This window comes from Gammaproteobacteria bacterium, from assembly GCA_016705365.1.
Taxonomy (GTDB): domain Bacteria; phylum Pseudomonadota; class Gammaproteobacteria; order Pseudomonadales; family UBA5518; genus UBA5518.
This window is the reverse complement of the sequence record JADIYI010000008.1, coordinates 683,633-705,822: the sequence shown is the minus strand read 5'-3', so window position 1 is coordinate 705,822 and position 22,190 is coordinate 683,633. Positions and strand designations below refer to the sequence as shown.

At 64.8% G+C, this 22,190-nt stretch carries 19 protein-coding genes and 1 pseudogene; 16 read left to right on the top strand and 4 right to left on the bottom strand.

What is annotated here, in order from left to right:
- The first annotated feature begins 6 nt into the window (after positions 1-6).
- The 5 genes from IPF49_10790 to IPF49_10770 all read left to right on the top strand — a co-directional run bounded on the left by IPF49_10790 (position 7) and on the right by IPF49_10770 (position 5,011).
- Positions 7-1,296, top strand: coding sequence for a DSD1 family PLP-dependent enzyme (locus tag IPF49_10790; protein MBK6288100.1), 1,290 nt, complete (start codon positions 7-9; stop codon positions 1,294-1,296).
- 73 nt (positions 1,297-1,369) lie between these two features.
- The gene (gene yrfG / locus IPF49_10785) at positions 1,370-2,041 is read left to right on the top strand and encodes a GMP/IMP nucleotidase (protein ID MBK6288099.1); all 672 of its coding nucleotides are present in this window, start codon (positions 1,370-1,372) and stop codon (positions 2,039-2,041) included.
- Positions 2,034-2,429, top strand: coding sequence for an RNA-binding protein (locus IPF49_10780; protein ID MBK6288098.1), 396 nt, complete (start codon positions 2,034-2,036; stop codon positions 2,427-2,429). Before yrfG ends, IPF49_10780 begins: the two co-directional genes overlap by 8 nt.
- The gene (hslO, locus tag IPF49_10775; protein ID MBK6288097.1) at positions 2,426-3,301 is read left to right on the top strand and encodes an Hsp33 family molecular chaperone HslO; all 876 of its coding nucleotides are present in this window, start codon (positions 2,426-2,428) and stop codon (positions 3,299-3,301) included. Before IPF49_10780 ends, hslO begins: the two co-directional genes overlap by 4 nt.
- Positions 3,302-3,439: 138 nt before the next feature.
- Complete coding sequence (locus tag IPF49_10770; GenBank protein MBK6288096.1) at positions 3,440-5,011, top strand: phosphoenolpyruvate carboxykinase; 1,572 nt, start codon at positions 3,440-3,442, stop codon at positions 5,009-5,011.
- Positions 5,012-5,065: 54 nt separating this feature from the next.
- Here IPF49_10770 and IPF49_10765 read toward each other — a convergent pair whose 3' ends face one another.
- A complete protein-coding gene (locus IPF49_10765; GenBank protein MBK6288095.1) occupies positions 5,066-5,725 on the bottom strand; it encodes a hypothetical protein in 660 nt (219 codons plus the stop codon).
- Between the two features lie 62 nt (positions 5,726-5,787).
- Between IPF49_10765 and IPF49_10760 the strand changes: the two genes are divergently transcribed.
- From IPF49_10760 to IPF49_10715, 10 genes and pseudogenes are all read left to right on the top strand, one after another.
- Positions 5,788-6,282: a GNAT family N-acetyltransferase gene (locus IPF49_10760; GenBank protein MBK6288094.1), complete on the top strand. Its 495-nt coding sequence runs from the start codon at positions 5,788-5,790 to the stop codon at positions 6,280-6,282.
- A gap of 166 nt (positions 6,283-6,448) precedes the next feature.
- The gene (locus tag IPF49_10755; GenBank protein ID MBK6288093.1) at positions 6,449-6,775 is read left to right on the top strand and encodes a TraR/DksA family transcriptional regulator; all 327 of its coding nucleotides are present in this window, start codon (positions 6,449-6,451) and stop codon (positions 6,773-6,775) included.
- Positions 6,776-6,796: 21 nt separating this feature from the next.
- Positions 6,797-9,199, top strand: coding sequence for an AAA family ATPase (locus IPF49_10750; GenBank protein ID MBK6288092.1), 2,403 nt, complete (start codon positions 6,797-6,799; stop codon positions 9,197-9,199).
- Entirely contained in the window at positions 9,196-9,972 is a 777-nt protein-coding gene (locus IPF49_10745) for a hypothetical protein (protein MBK6288091.1), read from the top strand. The genes IPF49_10750 and IPF49_10745 overlap by 4 nt, the downstream gene beginning before the upstream one ends.
- A gap of 115 nt (positions 9,973-10,087) precedes the next feature.
- Positions 10,088-10,567: a peroxiredoxin gene (locus IPF49_10740; GenBank protein MBK6288090.1), complete on the top strand. Its 480-nt coding sequence runs from the start codon at positions 10,088-10,090 to the stop codon at positions 10,565-10,567.
- An 11-nt stretch (positions 10,568-10,578) separates the two neighbouring features.
- A complete protein-coding gene (locus IPF49_10735) occupies positions 10,579-10,818 on the top strand; it encodes a CDGSH iron-sulfur domain-containing protein (GenBank protein ID MBK6288089.1) in 240 nt (79 codons plus the stop codon).
- Positions 10,796-12,870, top strand: a pseudogene (locus IPF49_10730) (molybdopterin-dependent oxidoreductase). Before IPF49_10735 ends, IPF49_10730 begins: the two are co-directional and overlap by 23 nt.
- Positions 12,867-13,883: a GTP 3',8-cyclase MoaA gene (moaA, locus tag IPF49_10725; protein MBK6288088.1), complete on the top strand. Its 1,017-nt coding sequence runs from the start codon at positions 12,867-12,869 to the stop codon at positions 13,881-13,883. The pseudogene IPF49_10730 and the gene moaA overlap by 4 nt, the downstream one beginning before the upstream one ends.
- An 82-nt stretch (positions 13,884-13,965) precedes the next feature.
- Positions 13,966-14,889, top strand: a complete 924-nt coding sequence (locus IPF49_10720; protein ID MBK6288087.1) for a MoxR family ATPase — start codon at positions 13,966-13,968, stop codon at positions 14,887-14,889.
- Positions 14,889-16,253 (top strand): VWA domain-containing protein, encoded by a 1,365-nt coding sequence (locus IPF49_10715; GenBank protein ID MBK6288086.1) that lies wholly within the window; start codon positions 14,889-14,891, stop codon positions 16,251-16,253. Before IPF49_10720 ends, IPF49_10715 begins: the two co-directional genes overlap by 1 nt.
- On the opposite strand, the gene IPF49_10710 is transcribed toward IPF49_10715, so the two are convergent.
- Entirely contained in the window at positions 16,250-17,746 is a 1,497-nt protein-coding gene (locus IPF49_10710; GenBank protein ID MBK6288085.1) for a DUF3300 domain-containing protein, read from the bottom strand. The genes IPF49_10715 and IPF49_10710 overlap by 4 nt on opposite strands.
- A gap of 79 nt (positions 17,747-17,825) precedes the next feature.
- Positions 17,826-19,196, bottom strand: coding sequence for a M20/M25/M40 family metallo-hydrolase (locus tag IPF49_10705; GenBank protein ID MBK6288084.1), 1,371 nt, complete (start codon positions 19,194-19,196; stop codon positions 17,826-17,828).
- Positions 19,197-19,317: 121 nt separating this feature from the next.
- Between IPF49_10705 and IPF49_10700 the strand changes: the two genes are divergently transcribed.
- Entirely contained in the window at positions 19,318-20,322 is a 1,005-nt protein-coding gene (locus IPF49_10700) for an LLM class F420-dependent oxidoreductase (protein ID MBK6288083.1), read from the top strand.
- Here the strand turns inward: IPF49_10700 and IPF49_10695 are convergent.
- Complete coding sequence (locus IPF49_10695; protein MBK6288082.1) at positions 20,286-22,124, bottom strand: DUF1631 family protein; 1,839 nt, start codon at positions 22,122-22,124, stop codon at positions 20,286-20,288. The genes IPF49_10700 and IPF49_10695 overlap by 37 nt on opposite strands.
- Between the last annotated feature and the right edge of the window lie 66 nt (positions 22,125-22,190).

Below are 22,190 nucleotides of genomic sequence, written 5' to 3'. Positions count from 1 at the left end.
GCCACCATGCAACGCCGTCACTTCCTGTATGCACTCATCGCCGCCGGCACCGGTTCGCTGCTGCTGCGCCCCGCGGATCGCGGCGCACCGCACGATGGGTATTTCGCCGCGCTGAACCGCCTGCTGCGCGACCAGGGGCCCGGACGCCCGGTGCTGGTGGTGGACCTCGCGCGGCTCGAGCGCAATTGCGAGAGGCTGGCGCGCAGCATCGCCCCCGGCAAGGATCTGCGCATCGTCGCCAAGTCCCTGCCCAGTATCGCGTTGCTCGAACAGGTGCTGCGCGCTACCGGCAGCCGCCGCGTGATGGGCTTTCATCAACCGTTCCTGAACGCGCTCGCATCGAGCCTGCCGCAGACGGACCTGCTGCTCGGCAAACCGATGCCGGTGCGGGCGGCGGAGCAGTTCTACCGCAAGCTGGCCAACGACGGCGCCTTCGATCCGCGCCGCCAGCTGCAATGGCTGATCGACACCCCGCAGCGCCTCGCCCAGTACACGCAACTGGCCCGCACACTCGGCACCCGCCTGCGCATCAACCTGGAGATCGATGTCGGCCTGCACCGCGGCGGCTTGACCGAGCCGCAGCAGCTCGATGCCCTGCTCGTCCAAATCGCCGCCGAACCCGCGCACCTCGAATTCGCCGGCCTGATGGGTTACGACGCACATATCGGCAAGGTGCCGCCGTTGCTGGAGAGCCGTGCGCGCTCGCTGGAACGCTCGAGTGCGATCTATCGCAACTTTGCCGAGCAAGCGCGGGCACACGGCCTTGCCGCACCCGAAACGCTGACGCTGAACGGCGCCGGCAGCCCCACGTTCCGGCTGCACGGACCGGACTCGCCGCTGAACGAGGTCGCGGTCGGTTCGGCGCTGCTCAAGCCCGCCGATTTCGATCTCGATCTGCTGGCCGATTTCGAGCCCGCGGCATTCATCGCCACTCCGGTACTGAAGGCTTTGGATGGCTTGCAGCTTCCCGGCCCGGCACCGCTCGGCGAGATGTGGGCGCTGTGGGATCGCAACCGCCGGCGCAGCTTCTTCATCTACGGCGGCAAGTGGATGGCTCGGTTCGCCTCGCCCACCGGGCTGCTGGAAAACCCGCTGTTCGGTACCAGCAGCAACCAGGCCATCGTGAATGCTTCGGCCGCAGTCGATCTGGCAGTCGATGACTACCTGTTTCTCAGACCCACGCAGAGCGAAGCGGTGCTGTTGCAGTTCGGCGATCTGCTGGCGGTACGCGACGAGGCCATCGCAGGCTGGTGGCCGGTACTTTCTCCGGGGCATGAATCGGGGCCTGCCACGTGATACCTTCCACTTTGAAGACATGCGCGGCGCTGGCGCTGCAAAACGCCACGGCTTCGTGCACGGGAACCGGATCATGATCGACTGGGATGATATCGATACCGTGCTGCTCGATATGGACGGCACGCTGCTCGATCTGCATTTCGACAATTTCTTCTGGCTCGAGCATCTTCCAAGGCGCTACGCGGAAATCCATGACCGCGCACAGGACGAGGCACGCCACCACCTGGTCGAGCGCTTTCGCTCCGAGCAGGGCAACCTGAACTGGTACTGCGTGGACCACTGGTCGCGCGAGCTCGACCTCGATATCCGGGCGCTGAAAGAGGAATTGCGGCATCTGATCAGCGTGCGCCCGCACGTCGAGGAATTCCTGCAGCGCCTGCACGCCAGCCAACGTCGGGTGCTGCTGGTCACCAACGCCCACCACAAGAGCCTCAGCCTGAAGCTGGGCCAGACCGGACTGGAGTGCTGGTTCGACGCCGTAGTGTGCTCGCACGACTTCAATCTCGCCAAGGAGCAACCGGGCTTCTGGGCCGCGCTGGACAGCGTCGAGCCGTTCCGGCGCGAGCACACGCTGCTGATCGATGACAACCACGCGGTGCTGCAATCGGCCCACGACTACGGCATCCGCTACCTGCTGACGCTGTTGCAGCCCGACAGCAAGCTGGCCGCGCGCACCAGCACCCACTTCCCCGGCATCCTTCATTTCGACGAGATCATGCCGGAACTGGACCGGATCCGTGCCTGAGCAGCGGGTGCGCCTCGACAAGTGGCTGTGGGCGGCGCGCTTCTTCCGCACCCGCAATCTCGCGCGCCAGTCGATAGAGGGCGGCAAGGTCTGGTATGACGGTGCGCGCGCAAAGGTCAGCAAGGAGGTGCGCATCGGCGCCGAATTGCGTATCCGCCAGGGCTTCGACGAGAAGACCGTCACGGTGCTGGCGCTGGCGGAGGAGCGACGCGGCGCCCCCGAAGCCGCGCGCCTGTATGGCGAAACCGCCGCGAGCATTGGCGCGCGCGAGCAACGCGCCGAGCAGCGCAAATTCGAGCGCGCCGGTGCGATTGCCAGTGCGGGTCGCCCCGACAAGCGCGAGCGGCGATTGATTCACCGGTTCAGGGAACGACAGTCCGATTCATGAGCACCCCCGACAGCGATACCCTGCAACGCTTTCATTTCGAGACAGCCGCGGTGCGCGGCGAACTGGTACGCCTCGGCGCAAGCCTGCGCGAGATCCTCGGCCAGCATTTCTACCCGGCGCCGGTGGCGGTCCTGCTCGGCGAAACGCTGGCGGCAAGTGCCCTGCTCAGCTCCACCCTCAAGTATTCCGGCACCCTGAGCCTGCAGGCCAGGAGCGAGGGACCGCTCGTCATCCTGTTCGCGGAATGCAGCCATGACCGCCAGCTGCGCGGTTATGCGCGGGTGGCCAGCGCGGCGCTCGGCGAAAACTTCGCGGACCTGCTGCCCAACGGCACCCTCGCGATCACCATCAGTCCCGACCGCGGACAGCGCTACCAGGGCATCGTGCCGCTGCATGCACCCGATCTCGCCGGCTGTCTCGAGCATTATTTCGCCCAGAGCGAGCAGTTACCTACGGCCATCTGGCTGGCCTGCGATGGCGAACACGCCGCCGGCCTGCTGCTGCAATCGCTGCCCGATGCCGAGCGGCGTTTCCCTGGGCAACGCGCACGCTGGGACCATCTGCACCAGCTGGCCAGCACCGTCAGCCCGCGCGAGTTGCTCGGCGAGCGCTTCGAAACGCTGCTCTACCACCTGTTCCACCAGGAGCGGGTGCGGGTGCAGGGTGCCGAAGACATGCGTTTCGGCTGCCGCTGTTCGAATGAACGGGCCAGTGGCACGCTGCGCTCGCTCGGTGAGAAGGAGGTGCGCGCGATGCTCGCCGAGCAGGGCCTGATCCGGGTGCAGTGCGAGTTCTGCCAGCAGGAATATTGCTTCGACGACAGCGCACTGCAGCGCATGTTTGATGCCCCGGGCGCTGAGACCATGCATTGAGGGTCGCTCGGGCCACTTTGGCTACCCGTTCACCCTGCCGGCAGTTTTTGCCATAATGCATGTTCCCCGTTCGCGGACGGTTCCGCCGGGATTGGCTGAGAATCAGCCTAACCTATTGAGCAACAAAGGATTCTGTTAATGGAGACTGGAACCATCTCGACCAGCACCTTGTACGCGGACCTGAGCTCCGCGCTCCTCGTCGAACATGCGGTACGGCGCAGGGAAGGACATCTGGCGGACACCGGGGCACTGGTGGTGACCACCGGACGGCGCACCGGGCGCTCGCCGGCCGACCGCTTCATCGTCGATGAGCCAAGCTCCAACGATGCCATTGACTGGGGTGCGATCAACCGCCGCTTCGATGCGGAGAAATTCACCGCGTTGTGGGACCGGGTGGTGGAGTTCAGCTCCGAACAGGATCGCTACGTCACTCATCTGCATGTCGGGGCCGATCTCGAATACTACATCCCGATCCGCGTCACCACCGAAACCGCCTGGCAAAACCTGTTTGCGCGCAACATGTTCATCCGTCCGGACAAGTACAACCCGCGCGGCAAGGAAGAGTGGCAGGTACTGAATATCCCGTCATTCGTCTGCGACCCCGAGCGCGACGGCACCAACAGCGACGGCGCGGTGATCATCAACTTTGCCCAGCGCAAGGTGCTGCTCGCGGGGATGCTGTACGCCGGAGAGATGAAGAAAGCCATGTTCGGGGTACAGAACTTCCTGCTCCCCGAGCGCGATGTGCTGCCGATGCACTGCGCTGCAAATATCGGGGCCGATGGCGATGTGGCGCTGTTTTTCGGCCTCTCGGGCACCGGCAAGACCACGCTGTCGGCCGACCCCGAGCGCTACCTGATCGGTGATGACGAGCATGGCTGGGGCGAGGATTGCGTGTTCAACCTGGAGGGCGGGTGCTACGCGAAAACCATCAACCTGAGCCGCAAGAACGAACCGATGATCTGGGACGCGATCCGCTTCGGGTCGATCGTCGAGAACGTGGTGGTCGAGGGCGAGAGCCGCATCGCCGACTACAGCGACACCACGCTCACCGAGAACGGACGCTGCTGCTATCCGCGCGAACACATCGAGAAGCGCGCCGACAGGAACGCCGGCGGCGAACCGAAAGTCGTGATTTTCCTGACCTGCGACGTGACCGGTGTGTTGCCCCCGGTATCGATTCTCTCCAAGGAAGCGGCGGCCTACCATTTCCTGAGCGGCTATACCGCCCTGGTCGGGTCAACGGAGGTCGGTGCCGGCACCGGCATCAAGTCGACATTCTCGACCTGCTTCGGTGCGCCTTTCTTCCCGCGCCCGGCCCATGTCTATGCAGATCTGCTGGTGCGCCGGGTGGAGGGGTTCGGCAGCCAGGTCTACCTGGTCAACACCGGCTGGACCGCGGGCTCCGGTGGCGTTGGCGGCAAGGGTTATCGCTTTCCGATTCCGACCACGCGCGCGATCATCACGGCGATCCAGAGCGGTGCGCTGATCGGCGTCCAGACCCGGCATCTGCCGGGTCTGAACCTCGATATCCCGGTTCATGTGCCGCATATCGAGGACAAGATCCTGAACCCGCGCAACACATGGGAAGACAAGGACGCCTATGAAACCGCGATGCGCGGCCTGATCGGTCAGTTCCTGCAGAATTTCCGCAAGTTCAGCGGCGTTGCCGATGCAATCATCGCGGCGGGTCCGCACATGCCCGACTGAGCCACACCCGAGAGCGTGTTCCGGTACCCGCCCGCGTGGTGCCGGAAAGTTCCGTCAGCGCTTTTCGGCTTCCTTTGTCCTGGCCGGCAGCCCGGCCAGCGTCCGTCTCATCATGGTGAGCAGTACCTCGTGCAGCCACTCGCCCTGCGGATAGTCGCTGGCCAGCGAGCGCCGCGCACTCCCTTCCCATGCGACTCGCCCGCTGTCCGCCGGAATCAACAGCACCGTGACCGACAGAACCTTGTTGAATGCGGCGTCGGCCACCGTGTGATCCATCGAGCCGGTGCCGTCATCGATGCCACCGACCCTCCAGCTGCCGAGATAATCCGAGGGAGAGTCGAGGCGCTTCTCGTTGACGCCACTGGTTTCGCGCACCGTGTAGTCGACGATCAGCAGCGGCCGCGCGGAATCGTCCTCGAGCAACGCATAACCGCGCTCGGCCAGCACCGCGACCAACGCGTCGCGCAGCCCCTGGTCCATCGCGCGGGTGTGCGGTGAAACGCCGTTGTGTTCCCCCAGCTCGCGACTGGCAAAGCGGAAACCAGCACAGGACTCGATGGGCACCGAGCGGTCGACCTGGCGCAGCGCGACTTGCAGGTCGGTACAAGCCGCCGCGCCGAGCAGCACGAGCAGCACGAGCAGCAGCCACGGCAGGAGCCTCGACTTACGCTGGCCCGGACCCGACGTTACACTGGCGGCGCAATGCTGATTCATCGAAGAGGACACCCGAATTGATTGCCGACACATCCGTGTTCATCGCCCCGAATGGACTCGCCCTGCGCCGCGCCGTTTGCCACGACGCCGCCCAGGTGCTGGAATTTGTACGTGCGCTGGCCGTCTATGAAAAGCTCGAACACCAGGTCAGCGCAACCGTCGAGGACATCGAGAATAGCTTATTCGGCGAGCGCGCGTATGCCGAGGTCGTGATCGCGGAACATGCCGGGCGGGCCGTCGGGTTCGTGCTGTACTTTCCCAATTATTCCACTTTCCTCGGCAAGCCCGGGATCCACATCGAGGATCTGTTCGTTCTGCCGGAGATGCGCGGACGCGAATTCGGACGCACCCTGCTCGCCTATATCGCGCATCTCGCCGTGCAGCGCGGCTGGGGCCGCGTGGAATGGTCGGTGCTCGACTGGAACCGGCCGGCAATCGATTTCTACCGATCGATCGGCGCCGCATCAAAGAATGAATGGGTGCTCCAGCGCCTCGACGGCGAGGCGCTGGCAGCGCTGGCAAACAGTCATCGGGCGGCAGTCGATGGTGCGGCGTGAAATCCCCCGGTTCGAGCACTGATGCAGCGTAATTCTTGATCTGCCTCACCATATGCAGGCGTACGGGCAGCAACACCTGTCGCTGCGGGACAACGAAGGCGTATCATTTTCCGGGGGCGCTGCATGACGCAGTGCAAAATGATCGTTCAGCGGAGAAATTCATACCATGCCCGACAGGAATGCCGTACGCGAGCGACTGCTTGCCAAACGCGATGAACTCGAGGAGCGCGTGCGGCGCATCGACCGCGATCTGCACAAGCGTGACGAGCCGATGTCGGCGGATTTCGCCGAACAGGTGGTCGAGCAGGAAAATCTCGACGTGTTGTACTCGCTCGAAGCCGAGGGGCGCACGGAACTCGCGCGTGTCGAGCGCGCTCTCGAGCGTATCGCCACCGACGAATACACGGTCTGCAGCCGCTGCGGCAAGACCATAGCGCCGCAGCGACTCGAGGCTATTCCGCACGCCGATACCTGTATCCGTTGCGCTGACTGATACCAAGAGGAGCCCCGAACGATGCCTGTTGCAGCACTGAATGTCGAGGCACTGCTGAGGGCAACCGATCCGGCAGCGCTCGGCTTTCATTCCACCGATGAGCTGAACGATGTCGACTGTGCGATCGGACAGGATCGCGCGATCGCCGCGATCGAGTTCGGCGTCGGCATCCAGCGCGAGGGCTATAACCTCTACGTGGCCGGGCCGAGCGGCATCGGCAAACGCACGCTCATCGATCACCTGCTCGCGCGTCATGCCGGCGAGCGCGGCGAGCCCAGCGACTGGTGTTATGTCAACGACTTCGACAACCCCTCGCGCCCACGTGCGCTGAACCTGCCAGCCGGCAAGGGTGTGCAGCTGCGGCGCGACATGGAAAAACTGATCGAGCGATTGCTGACCACGGTGCCTACGGTGTTTCGCGGCGACGAGTACCGGCGTCGGGTCACCGATATCCAGGAGGAGTACCAGGACCAGGAGGCCAAACTGTTCAGCGAGCTGAACGACGATGCCCGCGCCCGCGGCATGGTCGTGATCCGCACCCCCGGGGGATACACCATCGGCCCGGTGCGCGAAGGCAAGCTGATGACCCCGGCACAATTCAACGATCTGCCCAAGGCCGAGCAGGATCAGGCCAAAGCGGTGATCGAGGATCTCAACCACAAGCTCAAGACCATCATCGAGTCGATCCATGGCTGGCAGGAAGAGAGTGTCGAGCGGGTAAAGGCCATCGACAGCGAGTTCATCCACGACATCATCGACCCGATGCTGGCGTCGCTGAAATCACGCCACCAGATGTATCCGGCAGTGCTGGATTTCCTGACTGCCGCGCACCGCGACATGGTCGAGAACATCTTTGATTTCCTGCCCGGCGAACAGCAGGATGCGAGCACGCCGCTGCGCAAGAAAGTGTTTGCCAGCGAGCATCTGCGCTACCACGTCAACGTGCTGGTCGATAACGATGGCGCATCCTGTGTCCCGGTGATTTACGAGAACAACCCCACATTCCAGAACGTGATCGGACGGATCGAGCACATTGCGCAGATGGGCACGCTGGTCACGAATTTCACGCTGATAAAGCCCGGCGCACTGCACCGTGCCAATGGCGGCTACCTGATACTCGATGCGCGCAAGGTGCTGAGCAATCCGTTCGTGTGGGATGCGCTCAAGCGTGCCCTCCGCTCGCGCGAGATCCGCATCGAATCGATCGAACGCATTCTCAGCCTGGCATCCACCACCTCGCTCGAACCCGAGGCCATTCCCCTCGACCTGAAAATCGTGCTGGTCGGCGATCGCTATCTCTATCACCTGCTCAAGGCCTACGACCCCGAGTTTGGCCTTTACTTCAAGGTGAACGCGGATTTCAGCGACAGCATGGATCGCTCGACGGAGGCGGTGACGCTGTATGCGCGGATCATCGCCACGCTGGCACGGCGCGAGAAGTGCCGTCCGCTGTCGGCCGCCGGCGTGTGCCGGGTAATCGACCAGAGCGCCCGCGAAGCCGAGGACAGCGCCAAGCTCTCGCTGCATCTGGGTTACCTGACGGACCTGCTGCTAGAGGCCGATTTCTGGGCTGCCCGTGACGAATGCGCGCTGATCGAAACCAGCCATGTCGAGCAGGCCATCGACCAGCGACGCTTCCGCGACAACCGGTACCAGGAGCTGCTCAACGAGCAGATCGACAAGGGCGTGATGCTGCTCGCCACCGAGGGCACAGAGGTCGCCCAGATAAACGGCCTGTCGGTAATCCAGCTGGGCGATTATCGTTTCGGTCGACCCGCACGGATCACTGCAACTGCGCGGCTCGGCGCAGGCAAGCTGATCGATATCGAGCGCGAGACCGAGCTCGGCGGCCCGCTGCATAGCAAGGGCGTGATGATCCTCGGAGCATTTCTTGCCAAACGCTACGCGCACAGCCAGCCATTGTCGTTGTCGGCAAGCATCGTCTTCGAGCAATCCTACGGTCGCGTCGATGGCGACAGCGCCTCGATGGCGGAACTGATTGCGCTGCTGTCGGCGATTGCCGCGCAACCCATCCGTCAGGACCTGGCGATCACCGGCTCGGTGAACCAGCTGGGCGAGATGCAGGCCATTGGCGGGGTGAACGAGAAGATCGAGGGCTTTTTCGATATCTGCAACGGGCGCGGGCTGAGCGGCACCCAGGGCGTGCTGATACCGCGCTCCAATGTGCAGCACCTGATGCTGAAGCCCGAAGTGGTGGCGGCATGCCGCGAAGGGCGCTTCCACGTCTACGCCGCAAGCTCGGTTGACGAGGCGCTCGAGCTGATGACCGGCCTCGAAGCAGGCACGGTCCAGGCCGATGGCACCTTCAGCACCGGCTCGATGAACGAACGCGTGCGTGCACGCCTGGGCGAGCTTGCCGATATCGGCAAACAACTCCGCGCCTCCGCCGAGACCAAGCCGTGATCACGCCCAGGGGCGAACACAAAGCCTCCATCCGGCGCGTGATGATGGCGCTGGACGCGATGAATTGCGAGTCGCCGTTGATCGAGGCGGCGGCCCTGATCGCAACCAAGCTCGGCGCGGATCTCGATGCGCTGTTCGTCGAGGATCCCGATGTGCACGCCGTAGCGGTGCTGCCGTTCACCCGCGAGATTTCCCGTTCATCGGCCCAGCCACGCGAGATATCCGGGGATCGGGTGGAACAGGCCCTGCGCGCGCTGTCACGCGAAGCCCAGGCGCGCTTCAGCGCGGTGACTCGCCGCAGTCGCATCCGCGGCAACTTCGAAGTTGCCCGGGCGCGGCGCAACGAAGCGCTGTTCGATGCCCTTGGTCGTGCGCAACTCCTGTTGCTGCAACCGGCCCAGGGCACGCTGCTGCGCATCCGCGTCGAGCCGGCACGCGCCCCGCAGGTGTTTGCGATCTGCTCCGGCACGCCGGCCAGCGCCCGCACCCTGGAACTCGCCGCGCACCTCGCCCGCCAGGACCACCATGTGCTGGAACTGGTGGCTGCCGGCGATATCGACAGCGACCTCGTTGCGGCGATCGAACAGCATGGCATCCGGCTAAACCGCCATCCAATGCTCGCCGATGCCGGCATAGTCGAGTTGCTGCAACAGGTCGAGAACCGTGTCGGCAACACGCTGCTGATTGCCGGCGACCTGCCGGCAGGCGCCGATCGCGGCCGCCTGCTCGAGGCGCTATCCCGAATGCGCTGCCAGGTGCTGCTGGTCAACTGAATTTCCATACAACTGTAAAGGTTAACGGGGAATTTCCCCACGAATCTCCCCCGTCACGAATTTCCCCTGCTACCATACGTTTCCACATCCCGGAACCCGCACAAAGGAGATCATCATGACTATCAAGGTCGGCGAACGCATCCCATCGCTAACGTTGAAGAAAATGGGCGAGAAGGGCCCCGAAAACATCAGTACCGACGACATCTTCGGGGGCAAGAAAGTGGTGTTGTTTGCAGTGCCCGGCGCCTTCACCCCGACCTGCAGTGCCGCGCATCTGCCGGGCTACGTGGTCAATGCCGACAAGATAAAAGCCAAGGGCGTGGATACCATCGTGTGCATGTCGGTGAACGATGCCTTCGTGATGGGCGCCTGGGGCAAGGCTCACAATGCCGAGGAACTGCTGATGCTGGCCGATGGCAACGCGGAACTGACCAAGGCGCTCGGGCTGACACTCGATGGCAGCGGCTTCGGGCTCGGCCTTCGTTCGCAGCGCTTTGCGATGGTGGTCGACAACGGCGTGCTCACCCAGCTCGCGGTGGAATCCGGCGCCGGTCTCGATGTATCCGCCGCCGAAAAAATCCTGGCGCTGCTCTGAGGAGTTCGATCATGGCGCAAGCAAGACGTGCCGGAGACACTCCGATCGGGGTCGACGTCGAGGCCGGCAAGAGTTACTGGTGGTGCAGCTGCGGGCAGAGCGCCAAGCAGCCGTTCTGCGATGGTTCGCACAAGGGCAGTGATTTCACGCCGCTGAAGTTCGATGCCATCGAGACCAAGAAGCTCTACTTCTGCGCCTGCAAGGCCACCGCCAACCGGCCGCTCTGCGATGGCAGCCACAAGCCAAAGTGAACTCGCCGCCGGGCAAGCAACGGAGACCGTATTCCGTTCCTGCCCGGTGTGCGAAGCGAGCTGCGGGCTTGCGCTGGAAGTCGACCGCTCGGGCAATCGCGTGGTCGCGGTTCGTGGCGATCCCGAGGATCACCGCTCGCGCGGTTATGTGTGCGCCAGTCCCCGGTCAGGATCTCCGGAAGGAGTGGGACGCCGCTCGCCCGGGGTCATTCGCTACTCGATACCCAGCGCTTCTTCTCGGCGGGTTCAGTCGACCAGCAGCCCAAGAACCTGAGCTGCGAGCTGCTTTACGGCAGCGCGTGGACCTTTCCGATTCCCGATATCGATCGCTGCGATTACTTCATCTGCATGGGTGCCAACCCGCTGGTATCGCAGGGCAGCCTGATGTCGGCACCCGACGTGGGTGCACGCTTCAGGGCACTGCGGGAGCGCGACGGACGACTGGTGGTGATCGACCCGCGGCGCACCGAAACCGCGGAGCTCGCCGACTGGCACCTGTCCATCCGCCCGGGCACGGATGCGTTCCTGCTGCTTGCGATCGTGAACCTGCTGTTCGAGAACGAGCGTGTGCAACCCGGACATCTCGCGGAACATATCGACGGGCTCGAGCGGTTGCGCACGCTGGCGCGCAGCTTCACGCCCGGGGCAGTGAGCCCGATCACCGGGATAGGGGCACCCGATATCCGCCGCCTGTACGAAGAATTCTGTGCCACCACCCGCCCGGTCGTCTATGGGCGCATCGGTCTGTGCACCCAGGAGTTCGGCACGCTTTCCTCGTGGCTGGTGGATGTGGTCAACCTGTTGCGCGGGCGCCTCGACACCGAGGGCGGCGCGATGTTTCCACGCCCCGCAACAGGGCAGGGCGAGGACAGCGATGCGGTCGGCGAGTTGCAGCGTGCGCGCTGGCATAGCCGGGTGCGCGGCTTCCCGGAATACATGTCGATGCTGCCCGCGACACTGATGGCCGAAGAGCTGGCGTGGGATGGGGAAGATCGCGCGCGGGCGCTGATCACCGTGGCCGGCAACCCGGTGCTGAGCGTGCCCAACGGGGACCGCCTGCATGCCGCGGTCGGCAAGCTCGACTTCGTGGTCGCGCTGGATATCTACATCAACGAGACCTCGAGTCTCGCCGATGTGATCCTGCCCTCGACGGTGCAACTCGAGCACAGCAATTACGACTTCCTGTTCCAGAGCACCGCGGTCCGCAACTTCGCCCGCTACTCGCCGCGCGTGCTGGAGCCCGAACCCGGGGCGCGCGATCAATGGCAGCTGCTGCTGGAACTGGTCGGACGCATGAATGCCATGAGCGTGGAGCATCTCGATCAACTCATATTCGACGGTCTCGCGCAACGGATTGCCGACACGCTACCCGATTGCGATGTGGCCCGGATAAAATCACTGGCGGGAGATGAGTGCGGACCGGAACGGCTGCTCGACATGATGCTGCGCGCCGGCCCCCATGGCGAGCGCTTCGCGGGCGGCGACGGGCTCACGCTGGCACGGCTGAAGAGCGCCGAGCATGGCATCGATCTCGGCCCGCTGATGCCAGGGCGGCTGCCGGGCATCCTGCGTACCGCCGGCAAGCGCATCCGCCTGCTGCATCCGCTGATCGAGGCGGATGTCGCACGCCTGCGGCAGCGCCTCGGCAAGCAAAACCCCGCGGGCTTGCTGCTGATTGGCCGGCGCCATATCCGCGACATGAATTCCTGGCTGCACAACCTGCATCACTTCGTGCGCGGCAAAAGCCGTTGCACCTTGCGCGTGCATCCCGAGGATGCCGCTCGCCTCGGTCTGCGCGACGAGGGCCAGGCGCAAGTGCGCTCTGCCGTCGCCGAGCGCATCGTAACGGTCGAGATCAGCGACGATGTGATGCCCGGCGTGGTCAGCCTGCCGCACGGTTTCGGACACCGTTACCCGGGCACCCGGCAGGCGCTGGCAAGCGAGCATGCCGGTGTCAGCGTCAACGATCTCGTCGGCGACGGGCTCGACCTCCCGTCCGGCACCAGCATCGTCAATGGCGTGACGGTCGAGGTGAGCGCGGTGGCACCATGAACGCCGCAACCTCGCCCGTCGCAGCCAGACTGCTGGTCGATCGTTTCGGTCGCCAGGTCAATTATGTGCGGCTGTCGGTCACCGATCGCTGCGATTTCCGCTGTGTCTACTGCATGTCGGAGGAGATGCAATTCCTGCCCCGCAGCGAGATCCTCAGTCTCGAGGAACTGCTGCAGGCGGCACGCGCCTTCACAGCGCTCGGCGTCGACAAAATCCGCCTTACCGGCGGCGAACCGCTGGTAAGACAGAATATCCTGTGGCTGGCCGAGCGCATTGCCGCGCTGCCCGGGCTGCGCGAACTGGTACTGACCACCAACGGTTCGCAACTGGTGAAACTGGCAGGACCGTTGCGCAAGGCCGGCCTCAAGCGCATCAACATCAGCCTCGACAGCCTCGATGCGGTGCGTTTCCGCGAACTCACCCGCACCGGCAATCTGCGCGTGGTGCTGGCCGGCATCGACGCGGCCTGCAACGCGGGGTTCGACGCGATCAAGCTGAACAGCGTGATCCTGCGCGGACGCAACGACGACGAGGTGCTGGATCTGGTCGAGTTCGCGCGTGCGCGCGCCATCGATATCTCGTTCATCGAGGAGATGCCGCTCGGACAGATCAGCGAACACGACCGTGCCGCGAGTTTCTGTTCGAGCAGCGAACTGCAGGCGCTGATCGAACAGCGCCACCCTCTCACGCCTGCGCCCGAGAGCACCGGCGGCCCCTCGCGTTATTTCCGCATGTGCGACAGCCGCAGCCGCATCGGTTTCATTTCGCCTCACAGCAACAATTTCTGCCATCTGTGCAACCGCGTGCGCCTGACCGTCGAGGGCCGCCTGCTGCTGTGCCTCGGCAACGAACACTCGGTGGATCTGCGCGCGCTGATGCGCGCGCGCCCCGACGATGAAACGGCGCTGCAGGAGGCCATCGCGCAGGCTATCGAGCACAAGCCGGAGCGACATCATTTCGAACTCGATGCCGCGCCGCAGATCGTGCGCTTCATGAACATGACCGGCGGCTAGCGCCGCTCTCCACGTATTCCTCCGTGTGCCCGGAAAACCGATGACGCGCCCTGACCTGCCGCCGCAAATACACACCACCCTGATGAATACGCCGGAGGATATCCGCAGCGGCTTCGAGGCCGAGCACTACATCTGCAACGCCCAGGTCGCGCTTACGATCTACCTCGCATACCAGCTGCAGAAGCCGATCCTGGTGGAAGGGCCGCCCGGTGTCGGCAAAACCGAACTGGCAAAAACCACCGCACGCTACCTGTCTCTGCCGCTGGTGCGCTTGCAATGCTATGAAGGGCTCGACGAATCGAAAGCGCTTTACGAATGGAAATACGGCAAACAGCTGCTGTACACCCAGGTCCTTAAGGATCAGCTCGGCGATGTGCTGAAAGGCGCGCACGGGCTCGCGGAATCGGTACAGCGACTGCACGAGTTCGGCGATATTTTCTACAGCGAGGAGTTTCTCGAACCACGTCCGCTGCTGAAGGCGATGCGCGAGGACGGCGGCGCGCTGTTGCTGATCGACGAGGTCGACAAGGCCGACCAGGAGTTCGAATCACTGCTGCTCGAGGTCCTGTCGGACTACCAGGTCTCGGTTCCCGAGATCGGCACGGTACGCGCGCACCACACGCCGCTGGTGATCCTGACCAGCAACAACACCCGCGAGGTGAGCGATGCGCTCAAACGTCGCTGCCTGCATCTCTACATTCCGTTCCCCGATGCCACGCTCGAAAACCGCATCGTGCGCAGCCGGGTGCCCGGAATCGCTGAAGGCCTGCGGGCGCAGATGGTGCGTTTCATCCAGGAACTGCGGCTGCTGGATCTGAAGAAACCGCCGGCGGTGAGCGAGACCATCGACTGGGCGCGAAGCCTGCTGTTGCTGCACGCGCAAGCGCTCGACGAGACGCTGGTCAGAAACACCCTCAATGTGCTGCTGAAATTCGAGGACGATATCCAGTCGGTCAACGAAAGCCTGCTGACCCTGCTCGGAAAGGCACGCAGCGGAAAACCCTGATGGAATCGACGGTCACGGATTTCGTGCGCGTGCTGCGCAACGCCGAAGTGCGCGTGTCTCCGGCGGAAACCATGGACGCGGTGCGCGCACTCGAGCTGGTCGGTTATGGCGAGCGCGAGCGCGTGCGCCAGGTACTGGCCGCAACACTCGCCAAGACCATCGACGACAAGATCCTGTTCGATGAATGCTTCGAGCGCTTCTTCGCGTGGCATGACGCCGCGCCGGAGCAGGAAACAGAACCGTTGCCGCCTGCCATCGACGCCGCGCGCCCGGATGCTCTCCATGAAAGTGCGCTTTCGGAGCTTGCGGCGCTGCTGGTGGCGGGGGATGCGGCGCGTCTGCAGCTGGCGATCGCTGCCGCAGGACGCGCCGCCGGGCTTGGCAACATGCGCATCTTTACCCAGCGTGGCCTGTACACGCGCCGGGTGCTGGAAGCGCTCGGCTGGCAGGAACTGCAGGAGGATATCCTGAACCTGGAGCAGGCACCGGAGGGTGCCGACCCCGGGCGCTCCACCGGGCTCGCGCTGAAGCGCCAGGCGGAGCGTTTGCGCGATCGCGTGAAGGATCATGTCGAGGCGCAGTACCTGTTGTTTGCCAGCAGCAATGCCCGTGAACTGCGCGAGTCGGTGCTGCGCACGGCGCGCCTGACGCAGCTCGAGAAGCGCGATATGCAGCAGATAAACCGCCTGGTGCGGCGCATCGCCCGGCGCCTCAGCGCGCGCTACTCGCAACGCAAGCGAACCTTCAAGCGCGGCCTGCTCGATGTGCCGCGCACGCTGCGCGGCGGTGTCGCGCACGACGGCCTGATGTTCGAACCACGCTGGAGAAGTGTGCGCCGCGATCGCCCGTCACTGATCGCGGTCTGCGATGTGAGCGGGTCGGTGCGTGCCCATGCGCGCTTCCTTCTGCTCTTTTTGTACAATCTCGGCGATGTACTGCCGCGGGTGCGCAGCTTCGTGTTCTCGAATGAACTCGCCGAGGTCACGCCGCTGTTCGAGGAAAATGCGCCGGAAGTCGCGATCGACATGGCGCAGCGACGCTGGGGGGGCGGATCCACCGATTATGCGGCAGCCTTTCGCGGTTTGCTGCAGGCTGCCGGGCGCGAACTCGATCGCGGCGCGACCGTGGTGATGCTTGGCGACGGTCGCAACAATTACGGCGATCCGGCACTCGAGGAATTGCGTGAAATCGGCCGCCGCAGCCGCCGCCTCATCTGGCTGAACCCGGAATCGATCAGCGCCTGGGGCAGTGGCGACTCCGAGATGCTGCGCTATCGCACCTGCTGCAGCGACTCGCGGGTCGTGCAGTCGATCACCCACCTCGAACGCTTTGCCGATGATTTGCTGCGCAAGGCGATGAACTAGTCCCTGCGCGACCACGATTGCTGGCGCTGTCCGCCACGATCCGCGGACTCGCGCGCCGGTGCAGCGCTGCGCGGCGAGTCTCTGCGCTCGGCACGTGGCTGGCTTTGGGCGCGCGGCGCGGGTGCCTGAGGCGCAAAACCCCGGGATATTCCCTGCTGCTGCGCGCGCTGCCCGCGTGCGGCAAACGCTGAGCCGGCGCGTGGCGCGCCCCCGGCCGCTCTCTGATCAGCGTTCGGACGAATGCGTTGCGCTGCGGCCGGTGGTGGCGCGCGCGTCGCATTGGCCTGCGCCTGCGGGTCGCGGCGAGGCTGTCCCTGGCGCGCGGGGCCGGCATCGTCCGGGCGCGTACGCTCGCGTTGATCGACAGCGCCGGCGAGCTCCTGCCCGCTGCGCTGGGCGCGCTGAAAGGTCCGCTGCGCGCGATCGACGTAGGCTGACTCGCGGGTGGTCCGATCGGGGGCGCCGCGCGGTTGCCGGGTTGGCGCACGATCCTGATCTCCCGAGCCTGGAATTCGATCCGGCCGGGCCGCGCGGCTCGCAGTGCGCTCCAGGTCCGCGCGATCGGGCAGCACACCGCGAGGTGCCGGTTGTTCCCGGTTCGCGCGGTAGGGGCTGTCGGCGTGATCGACCCGGGGCGGCCGTGCATGCCCGCCGGCGTATTGTCGATGTAGCTGCAGGCTGCGATAGGGGACGCCGCGCCGGTGATGGCTGTCATGCACCCATCTGTAGCGAGGGGGCGGCGGGCGATGGTAGTAGAACGGCGGACGATGTACCACGCGTACATCGTGGTGGTACCAGTCGTAATCACCGTAGAAAAAGCCGTTCCCGACGAAGATACCCGGCCCCCAATGGAACCCGTTGTATCCGTAGCGCGGGTAATAGCCGGGCCAGGGCGCCCAACGCACCGGACGGTAATCCGCCCACCACCAGTTGCCATACACCCGATAGGGATCGTAGTAGGGGACGTAAACGACCTCGGGTTGCACCTGGCGCACCACGATCGTCGGCCCCTGCTCCAGCACTTCAACCTGTTCGTTCGAGCTCAGGTTGCCCTCGGTCCCGGCCCGCCGCCGCAACTCCTGCACGCTATCCATCAACTGTGTCTGCTGGGCGAGAAAGGCATCTCCCAAGCGCCCGGTCCAATCCAGATCGGCATCCATCTGCCCGAGGATTTCCGGAAACGCGACCATCGCCTTCACGCTCGGATCCCAAGTCTCGGTATCCACCGCGCGTACTGCAGCCTCGCCGTTCAAACCGGGATTCGCGCGCGACCAGCGTGCCGCCTGCACGATTTCGAGCGGATAGGTGGCGGCCATGAGCATCTGCGACAGCAATTGATCCGGATACAGTGCAATCGGCGCGAGCATCTGGTCGAGCTCGGCCTGCGAGAACAGCGGAACCTCCGCCAGCGGCGCTTCCTCGGCAAATGCCGGTGGCAGCGCCAGGAACAACGCGAACAGCTGGTAAAGCAGTGTCCGATACGCGGCTTTCATGGGCCTTCCAAAAAGGCTGTGTCTCGCTCTTACAACGCTGAACGGGTGATTTGGTTGACGCGGGCGCACCCGCGCCGGCTCAGAACGCCAGCGCGCGCACCAGCCGATCGAGAAACTCGCGCGATTCGTAGAACGACGACACCGGCAACCGCTCGTCCTTGCCATGGGCACGGTAATCGCCTTCCGCGACAAAGGCGCCGCTGATGCCGTAGGTAGCGATGCCGGCATTGCGGGTCAGCGCGCTGTCGGTGGCACCAAGGCCCATCACCGGCACCACGACGGCGTCGGGCCATATCGCGGCCGTGATCGAGCGCACCGGCTCCATGATCACGGGATCCAGCGGCGAAGGCGGGCTGAGCGTCGCCACCTCGAGCGGCGTGATCAGCAGCTGGTCGTCGGCAAGCACCCTGGCCAGCGTCGCGGTCACCGATGCGATCGTCTCGTGCGGCAGTACCCGGCAGTTCACCGTGGCGGTGGCGCGCATCGGCAGTGCGTTCTCGGCGTGCCCGCCGGCAATCTGCGTCGCCACGCAGGTGGTCCGCAGCACGCCGTTGAATTCCGGTATCGCGGCGAGGCGCTGCTCGGCAACCGGATCGAGGGGTTCCTCGAGTATCGCCAACATATCGGCGGCGAGAACGCCGCTGCGCAGTTTCGCCTCCTGGCGAAAGAACTCGCGGGTGCCTTCGTTCAGGTTCACCGGAAACGCGAACGCGGCGATACGCGACACGCCCGCCGCCACCCGGTAAATCGGATTTTCCCGGGTCGGCAACGCGCTGTGCCCGCCCGGCCCGCTGGCTTGCACGCGATAGCTCTGATACACCTTTTCACTGAATTGCAGACCATTGGCCAGCGCACGCCCATCGACCAGCGTGCCCTTGCCGCCTTCGTTCAGCGCCAACTGTGCATCGCGTATCTGCGGCCGGTTTTCCAGCAACCATTTCACTCCGTTGTTGCTGCCGCCTTCCTCGTCGGCGGTCAGCGCCAGGTAGATGTCCCGCTTCGGCACGCGCCCCTCGCGCACGTAGGTGATCAGATTGCTGACATGAATCGCCGCCGAGGCCTTGTTGTCCGAGGTGCCACGGCCGTAAAAATAGCCGTCCTTCTCGCTCAGCTCGAAAGGAGCGACGCTCCATTCCCCGGCGGCGGCCTCGACGACATCGATATGCGCCAGCAACAGCAGCGGGCGAGCGCTGCCGTCACCCTTGAGATGCGCCAGCAGATTGCCGCGCGTCGCGGTTGGTCCGATCACCTCGATCGCATCGCCGGCGAGACCGGCGTCGCGCAGGCGCCTCGCCATCGCCTCCGCGGCCACCGTGGTGCTGCCGGTGGAATGCGTGGTGTCCATGCCTATGAGCTCGGCATATATCTCTCGTGCCAGCACATCCTGCTCCGAGGCCTGCGCGAGCAGCGCGGCGCACAGCAACACGATTCCCGTTACCCAGGTATTCATACCGTATGCCCTTTTCCTGCCTGTTTGCGTACGCTTTCGGGAAACCCGCTCCACACCGAAACACCACACCCCGCGATGTTACAGTTACAATCCGGATTCAGGCCAGCAGGAGAAGTTTACCGTGCCACCGCGCTTTCGCACCGCCATCACGCTCCCCGGGCTGAGCGGCAACGTTGCCGATACCATTGCGCTCGCCAGACGTGCCGAAAGCGCCGGTTACGACGATCTTTGGCTGGCCGATGCCGGCGGCATGGATGCACTCACGCTGGCGGCGATACTCGGGCAGAGCACCAAGCGCGCGCGCATCGGGATCGCCGTGGTACCGGCCTACACGCGCACGCCGGCGGTGCTGGCCAGCACCGCCGCAACGATCGCGCAGCTGGCCCCCGAGCGCTTCGTGCTCGGACTCGGAACCTCGAGCCACGCGATCATCGAGGGCTGGCACGGCCTGCATCTCGACCAGCCCCTCACCCGCATGCGCGAGACGATGCTGTTGCTGCGCCAGATGCTGGCCGGCGAAAAGACCAGCTTCAGCGGGCAAACCCTCCGAAGCCACGGCTACCGCCAGGACGCCGTGCCCGGCGGCCTGCCGATCATGCTGGCCGCATTACGGCCCGGCATGCTCGAACTCGCGGCAGAGCTCGGGGACGGCGTGATCCTGAACCTGTTTCCGCGACGCGCGCTCGCGAAAATCCGCGACCATATTCTTGCGGGCGCCGCGCGTGGCGGGCGCGACGGCGCCGAGGTGGAGATCGTGTGCCGTCACCAGATCGCGGTGACCGAGGATCCGCACGCGGCGCGCGAGCTGTTTCGGATGGTGTTCGCGTCCTATTACGCCACGCCTGTCTACAACCAGTTCCTGGCGTGGACTGGCTACGAGGACGTGGCACGCGAGATCCGCGAGGGCTGGGCGGCGAAAGACCGCAAACGCACCGCCGCCGCGATGAGCGATCAGCTGATCGACGAGATCGCGATCATCGGCACGCGCGAACAATGCCAGCAACGGATCATCGAATATGCCGAGGGCGGGATCCACACCCACATCGTTTCATGCCTGGGATTCGAACCGGCGCTGGTCGATGCAACCTATCAGGCGTTTGCACCCGAACACTTCAGACTCGGCTGAGCGATGCCGCGCTCGAGCTTGTCCAGCGCCGCGACCAGCGCCGTATCCAGCAGGTCCTGGGCGGACAGCGCCAGCGCGTCCCCTGCCGCCAGCATCTGCGCCAGCTCCTCGCGGCCATGACACACCAGCTTCATGCCCTGGCGATCGACGAACAGGAGACGCTCGGGCTTGCCGAGGCGCAGCGCCAGTCTGCCACATGCCGCCGGAGCCACGAAACGTACCCAGGTCCCGCGCGCCAGCCCGTCCACTTCACGCAGTCCGTCCGCGAGCGGTAAATCGGGTTTCCCGGCATCGCTGTCGCCGCTTTCACCGACCTGGACCTGTACCAGGGCGACCGGCAACGGTACAGGAGGTGTCCACACGCGCAGATCGTCCTCGATGCTCTCGAGCAGCATCTCGGTACGCAACGGATCGCATCCCGCATGCATCATTCCTTCGCGCAGGCGCGCGCCAAGGAGATCGGGCAGCTTGTTGGTCGCGCCGCTTTCCCACAGCTGCGCGAATGCGCCCAGTATCGCGAGCGATTCCCGCCATTGCACGCCGTGCGCACCGCCGCGCAGATACGCCAGTGTCATCACCCGTCGCCACCCGTCGCGCAGCAATTCCTCGGCCGCGGCGGGCAATCGGCAATCGCCAAGCTGCTCGGCGAATACCCGTTCAATCGCCGCGCGCGCCGAAGTCTGCAGCATGCGTGATCGTTCCGCGTCCTCGGTTCGTCGCTGCGTCAGCCGCGCGATCCGGAGTTCGTCCTCCGCATAGGCGCTGAAATCGGCCAGGATCGCCGCGTTGCGCGGTTCGCTTGTGCCAAGTCCGTCCATTGCGCGTGCGAGCATCCCGGCGAACGCATCGGGTTGTCCGGATGCGGTGGATTCACGACCCAGCGCCAGCATCGATACCTCGGCGAGGAATCGTCTCAGGGGGTTCGTGGCCGAGGAGAAAAACGCATTGTCCCTGATCGCCGCATCCTGCACCGCGCCGCAAAGACCGGCCAGCAAGCCGCGCGTCTGTACCGTGAGGCGCGTATCCCCGGCAATCGCTTCGAAGGCCAGCGCCACCAGCATCCGCGTCTGCTCGCGACGGTTCTTCGCCACGATCCGCTCACGCAGCGCGCATTCGCTCGCCGCCGCAGCGTTGCGCGCCGCCGAATCATCCGCAACGGCATGCACTCCGGCATCGCTCAGCATGCTGGTGCAACGGGCACAGAACTCCTCGAGTTCGCCAAGCACATTGCGTTCGAACTGCTCGAACACGGCGCGCGTCGCCGCACCGGAAAATCCCAGATCCCTGGCAGCGCTCATGCAGCACGCCGCCAGCAGTTCCGGCCCCAGCATCGAATCGGCAGCGGCATCGAACCGGCACGCGCCCGGCAATGCGTTCAGGAGATCGTTGAGTTCCGCGAGCGGGGCACGGTGGGCAAGCACGGCGCGACCGACCAGCTCGTCGAGCATCTGCAGCTCACCGGCACTGCCGACCAGGGACGCATCGCGATGCACCGGCACGCCACTGTCGAATGCTGCCGTGGAGCGCTGCCGGAACCGGTTCACGCAGCAGGCACGGAAATCTCCGCCCGCGCCGCGCAACTTGTTCATTGCCTCGAAGTAGCCATTCTGTTCGGCGCTGCTCGCGGCATTCACTGCCATCTCCAGCAGCGCGTCGTCGAGTTGTTCGAGCATGATGCCGATGCGCGCGTCGAGCCAGCACACCGTCGATTCGCGCAGCGCGGCTACCAGCGCTTCGCCATCAACGCAGGCGGGTGACGTTTGCGCCGTGCAACAGGCACCGTTCGCAACCAGGGTATTCATCTCGCTCCACACGGATACCCGTCATTGGATCAAGGTGGAGTATAGAAAGGTCCGGGGCGGCTCTGC

Bases quoted from the DNA above. Each gene is read 5' to 3' on its own strand.
- IPF49_10790 (MBK6288100.1), top strand. From the start codon at position 7: ATGCAACGCCGTCACTTCCTGTATGCACTCATCGCCGCCGGCACCGGT.
- yrfG (MBK6288099.1), top strand. From the start codon at position 1,370: ATGATCGACTGGGATGATATCGATACCGTGCTGCTCGATATGGACGGC.
- hslO (MBK6288097.1), top strand. From the start codon at position 2,426: ATGAGCACCCCCGACAGCGATACCCTGCAACGCTTTCATTTCGAGACA.
- IPF49_10770 (MBK6288096.1), top strand. From the start codon at position 3,440: ATGGAGACTGGAACCATCTCGACCAGCACCTTGTACGCGGACCTGAGC.
- IPF49_10765 (MBK6288095.1), bottom strand. From the start codon at position 5,725: ATGAATCAGCATTGCGCCGCCAGTGTAACGTCGGGTCCGGGCCAGCGT.
- IPF49_10755 (MBK6288093.1), top strand. From the start codon at position 6,449: ATGCCCGACAGGAATGCCGTACGCGAGCGACTGCTTGCCAAACGCGAT.
- IPF49_10750 (MBK6288092.1), top strand. From the start codon at position 6,797: ATGCCTGTTGCAGCACTGAATGTCGAGGCACTGCTGAGGGCAACCGAT.
- IPF49_10740 (MBK6288090.1), top strand. From the start codon at position 10,088: ATGACTATCAAGGTCGGCGAACGCATCCCATCGCTAACGTTGAAGAAA.
- IPF49_10735 (MBK6288089.1), top strand. From the start codon at position 10,579: ATGGCGCAAGCAAGACGTGCCGGAGACACTCCGATCGGGGTCGACGTC.
- moaA (MBK6288088.1), top strand. From the start codon at position 12,867: ATGAACGCCGCAACCTCGCCCGTCGCAGCCAGACTGCTGGTCGATCGT.
- IPF49_10720 (MBK6288087.1), top strand. From the start codon at position 13,966: ATGAATACGCCGGAGGATATCCGCAGCGGCTTCGAGGCCGAGCACTAC.
- IPF49_10715 (MBK6288086.1), top strand. From the start codon at position 14,889: ATGGAATCGACGGTCACGGATTTCGTGCGCGTGCTGCGCAACGCCGAA.
- IPF49_10710 (MBK6288085.1), bottom strand. From the start codon at position 17,746: ATGAAAGCCGCGTATCGGACACTGCTTTACCAGCTGTTCGCGTTGTTC.
- IPF49_10705 (MBK6288084.1), bottom strand. From the start codon at position 19,196: ATGAATACCTGGGTAACGGGAATCGTGTTGCTGTGCGCCGCGCTGCTC.
- IPF49_10695 (MBK6288082.1), bottom strand. From the start codon at position 22,124: ATGAATACCCTGGTTGCGAACGGTGCCTGTTGCACGGCGCAAACGTCA.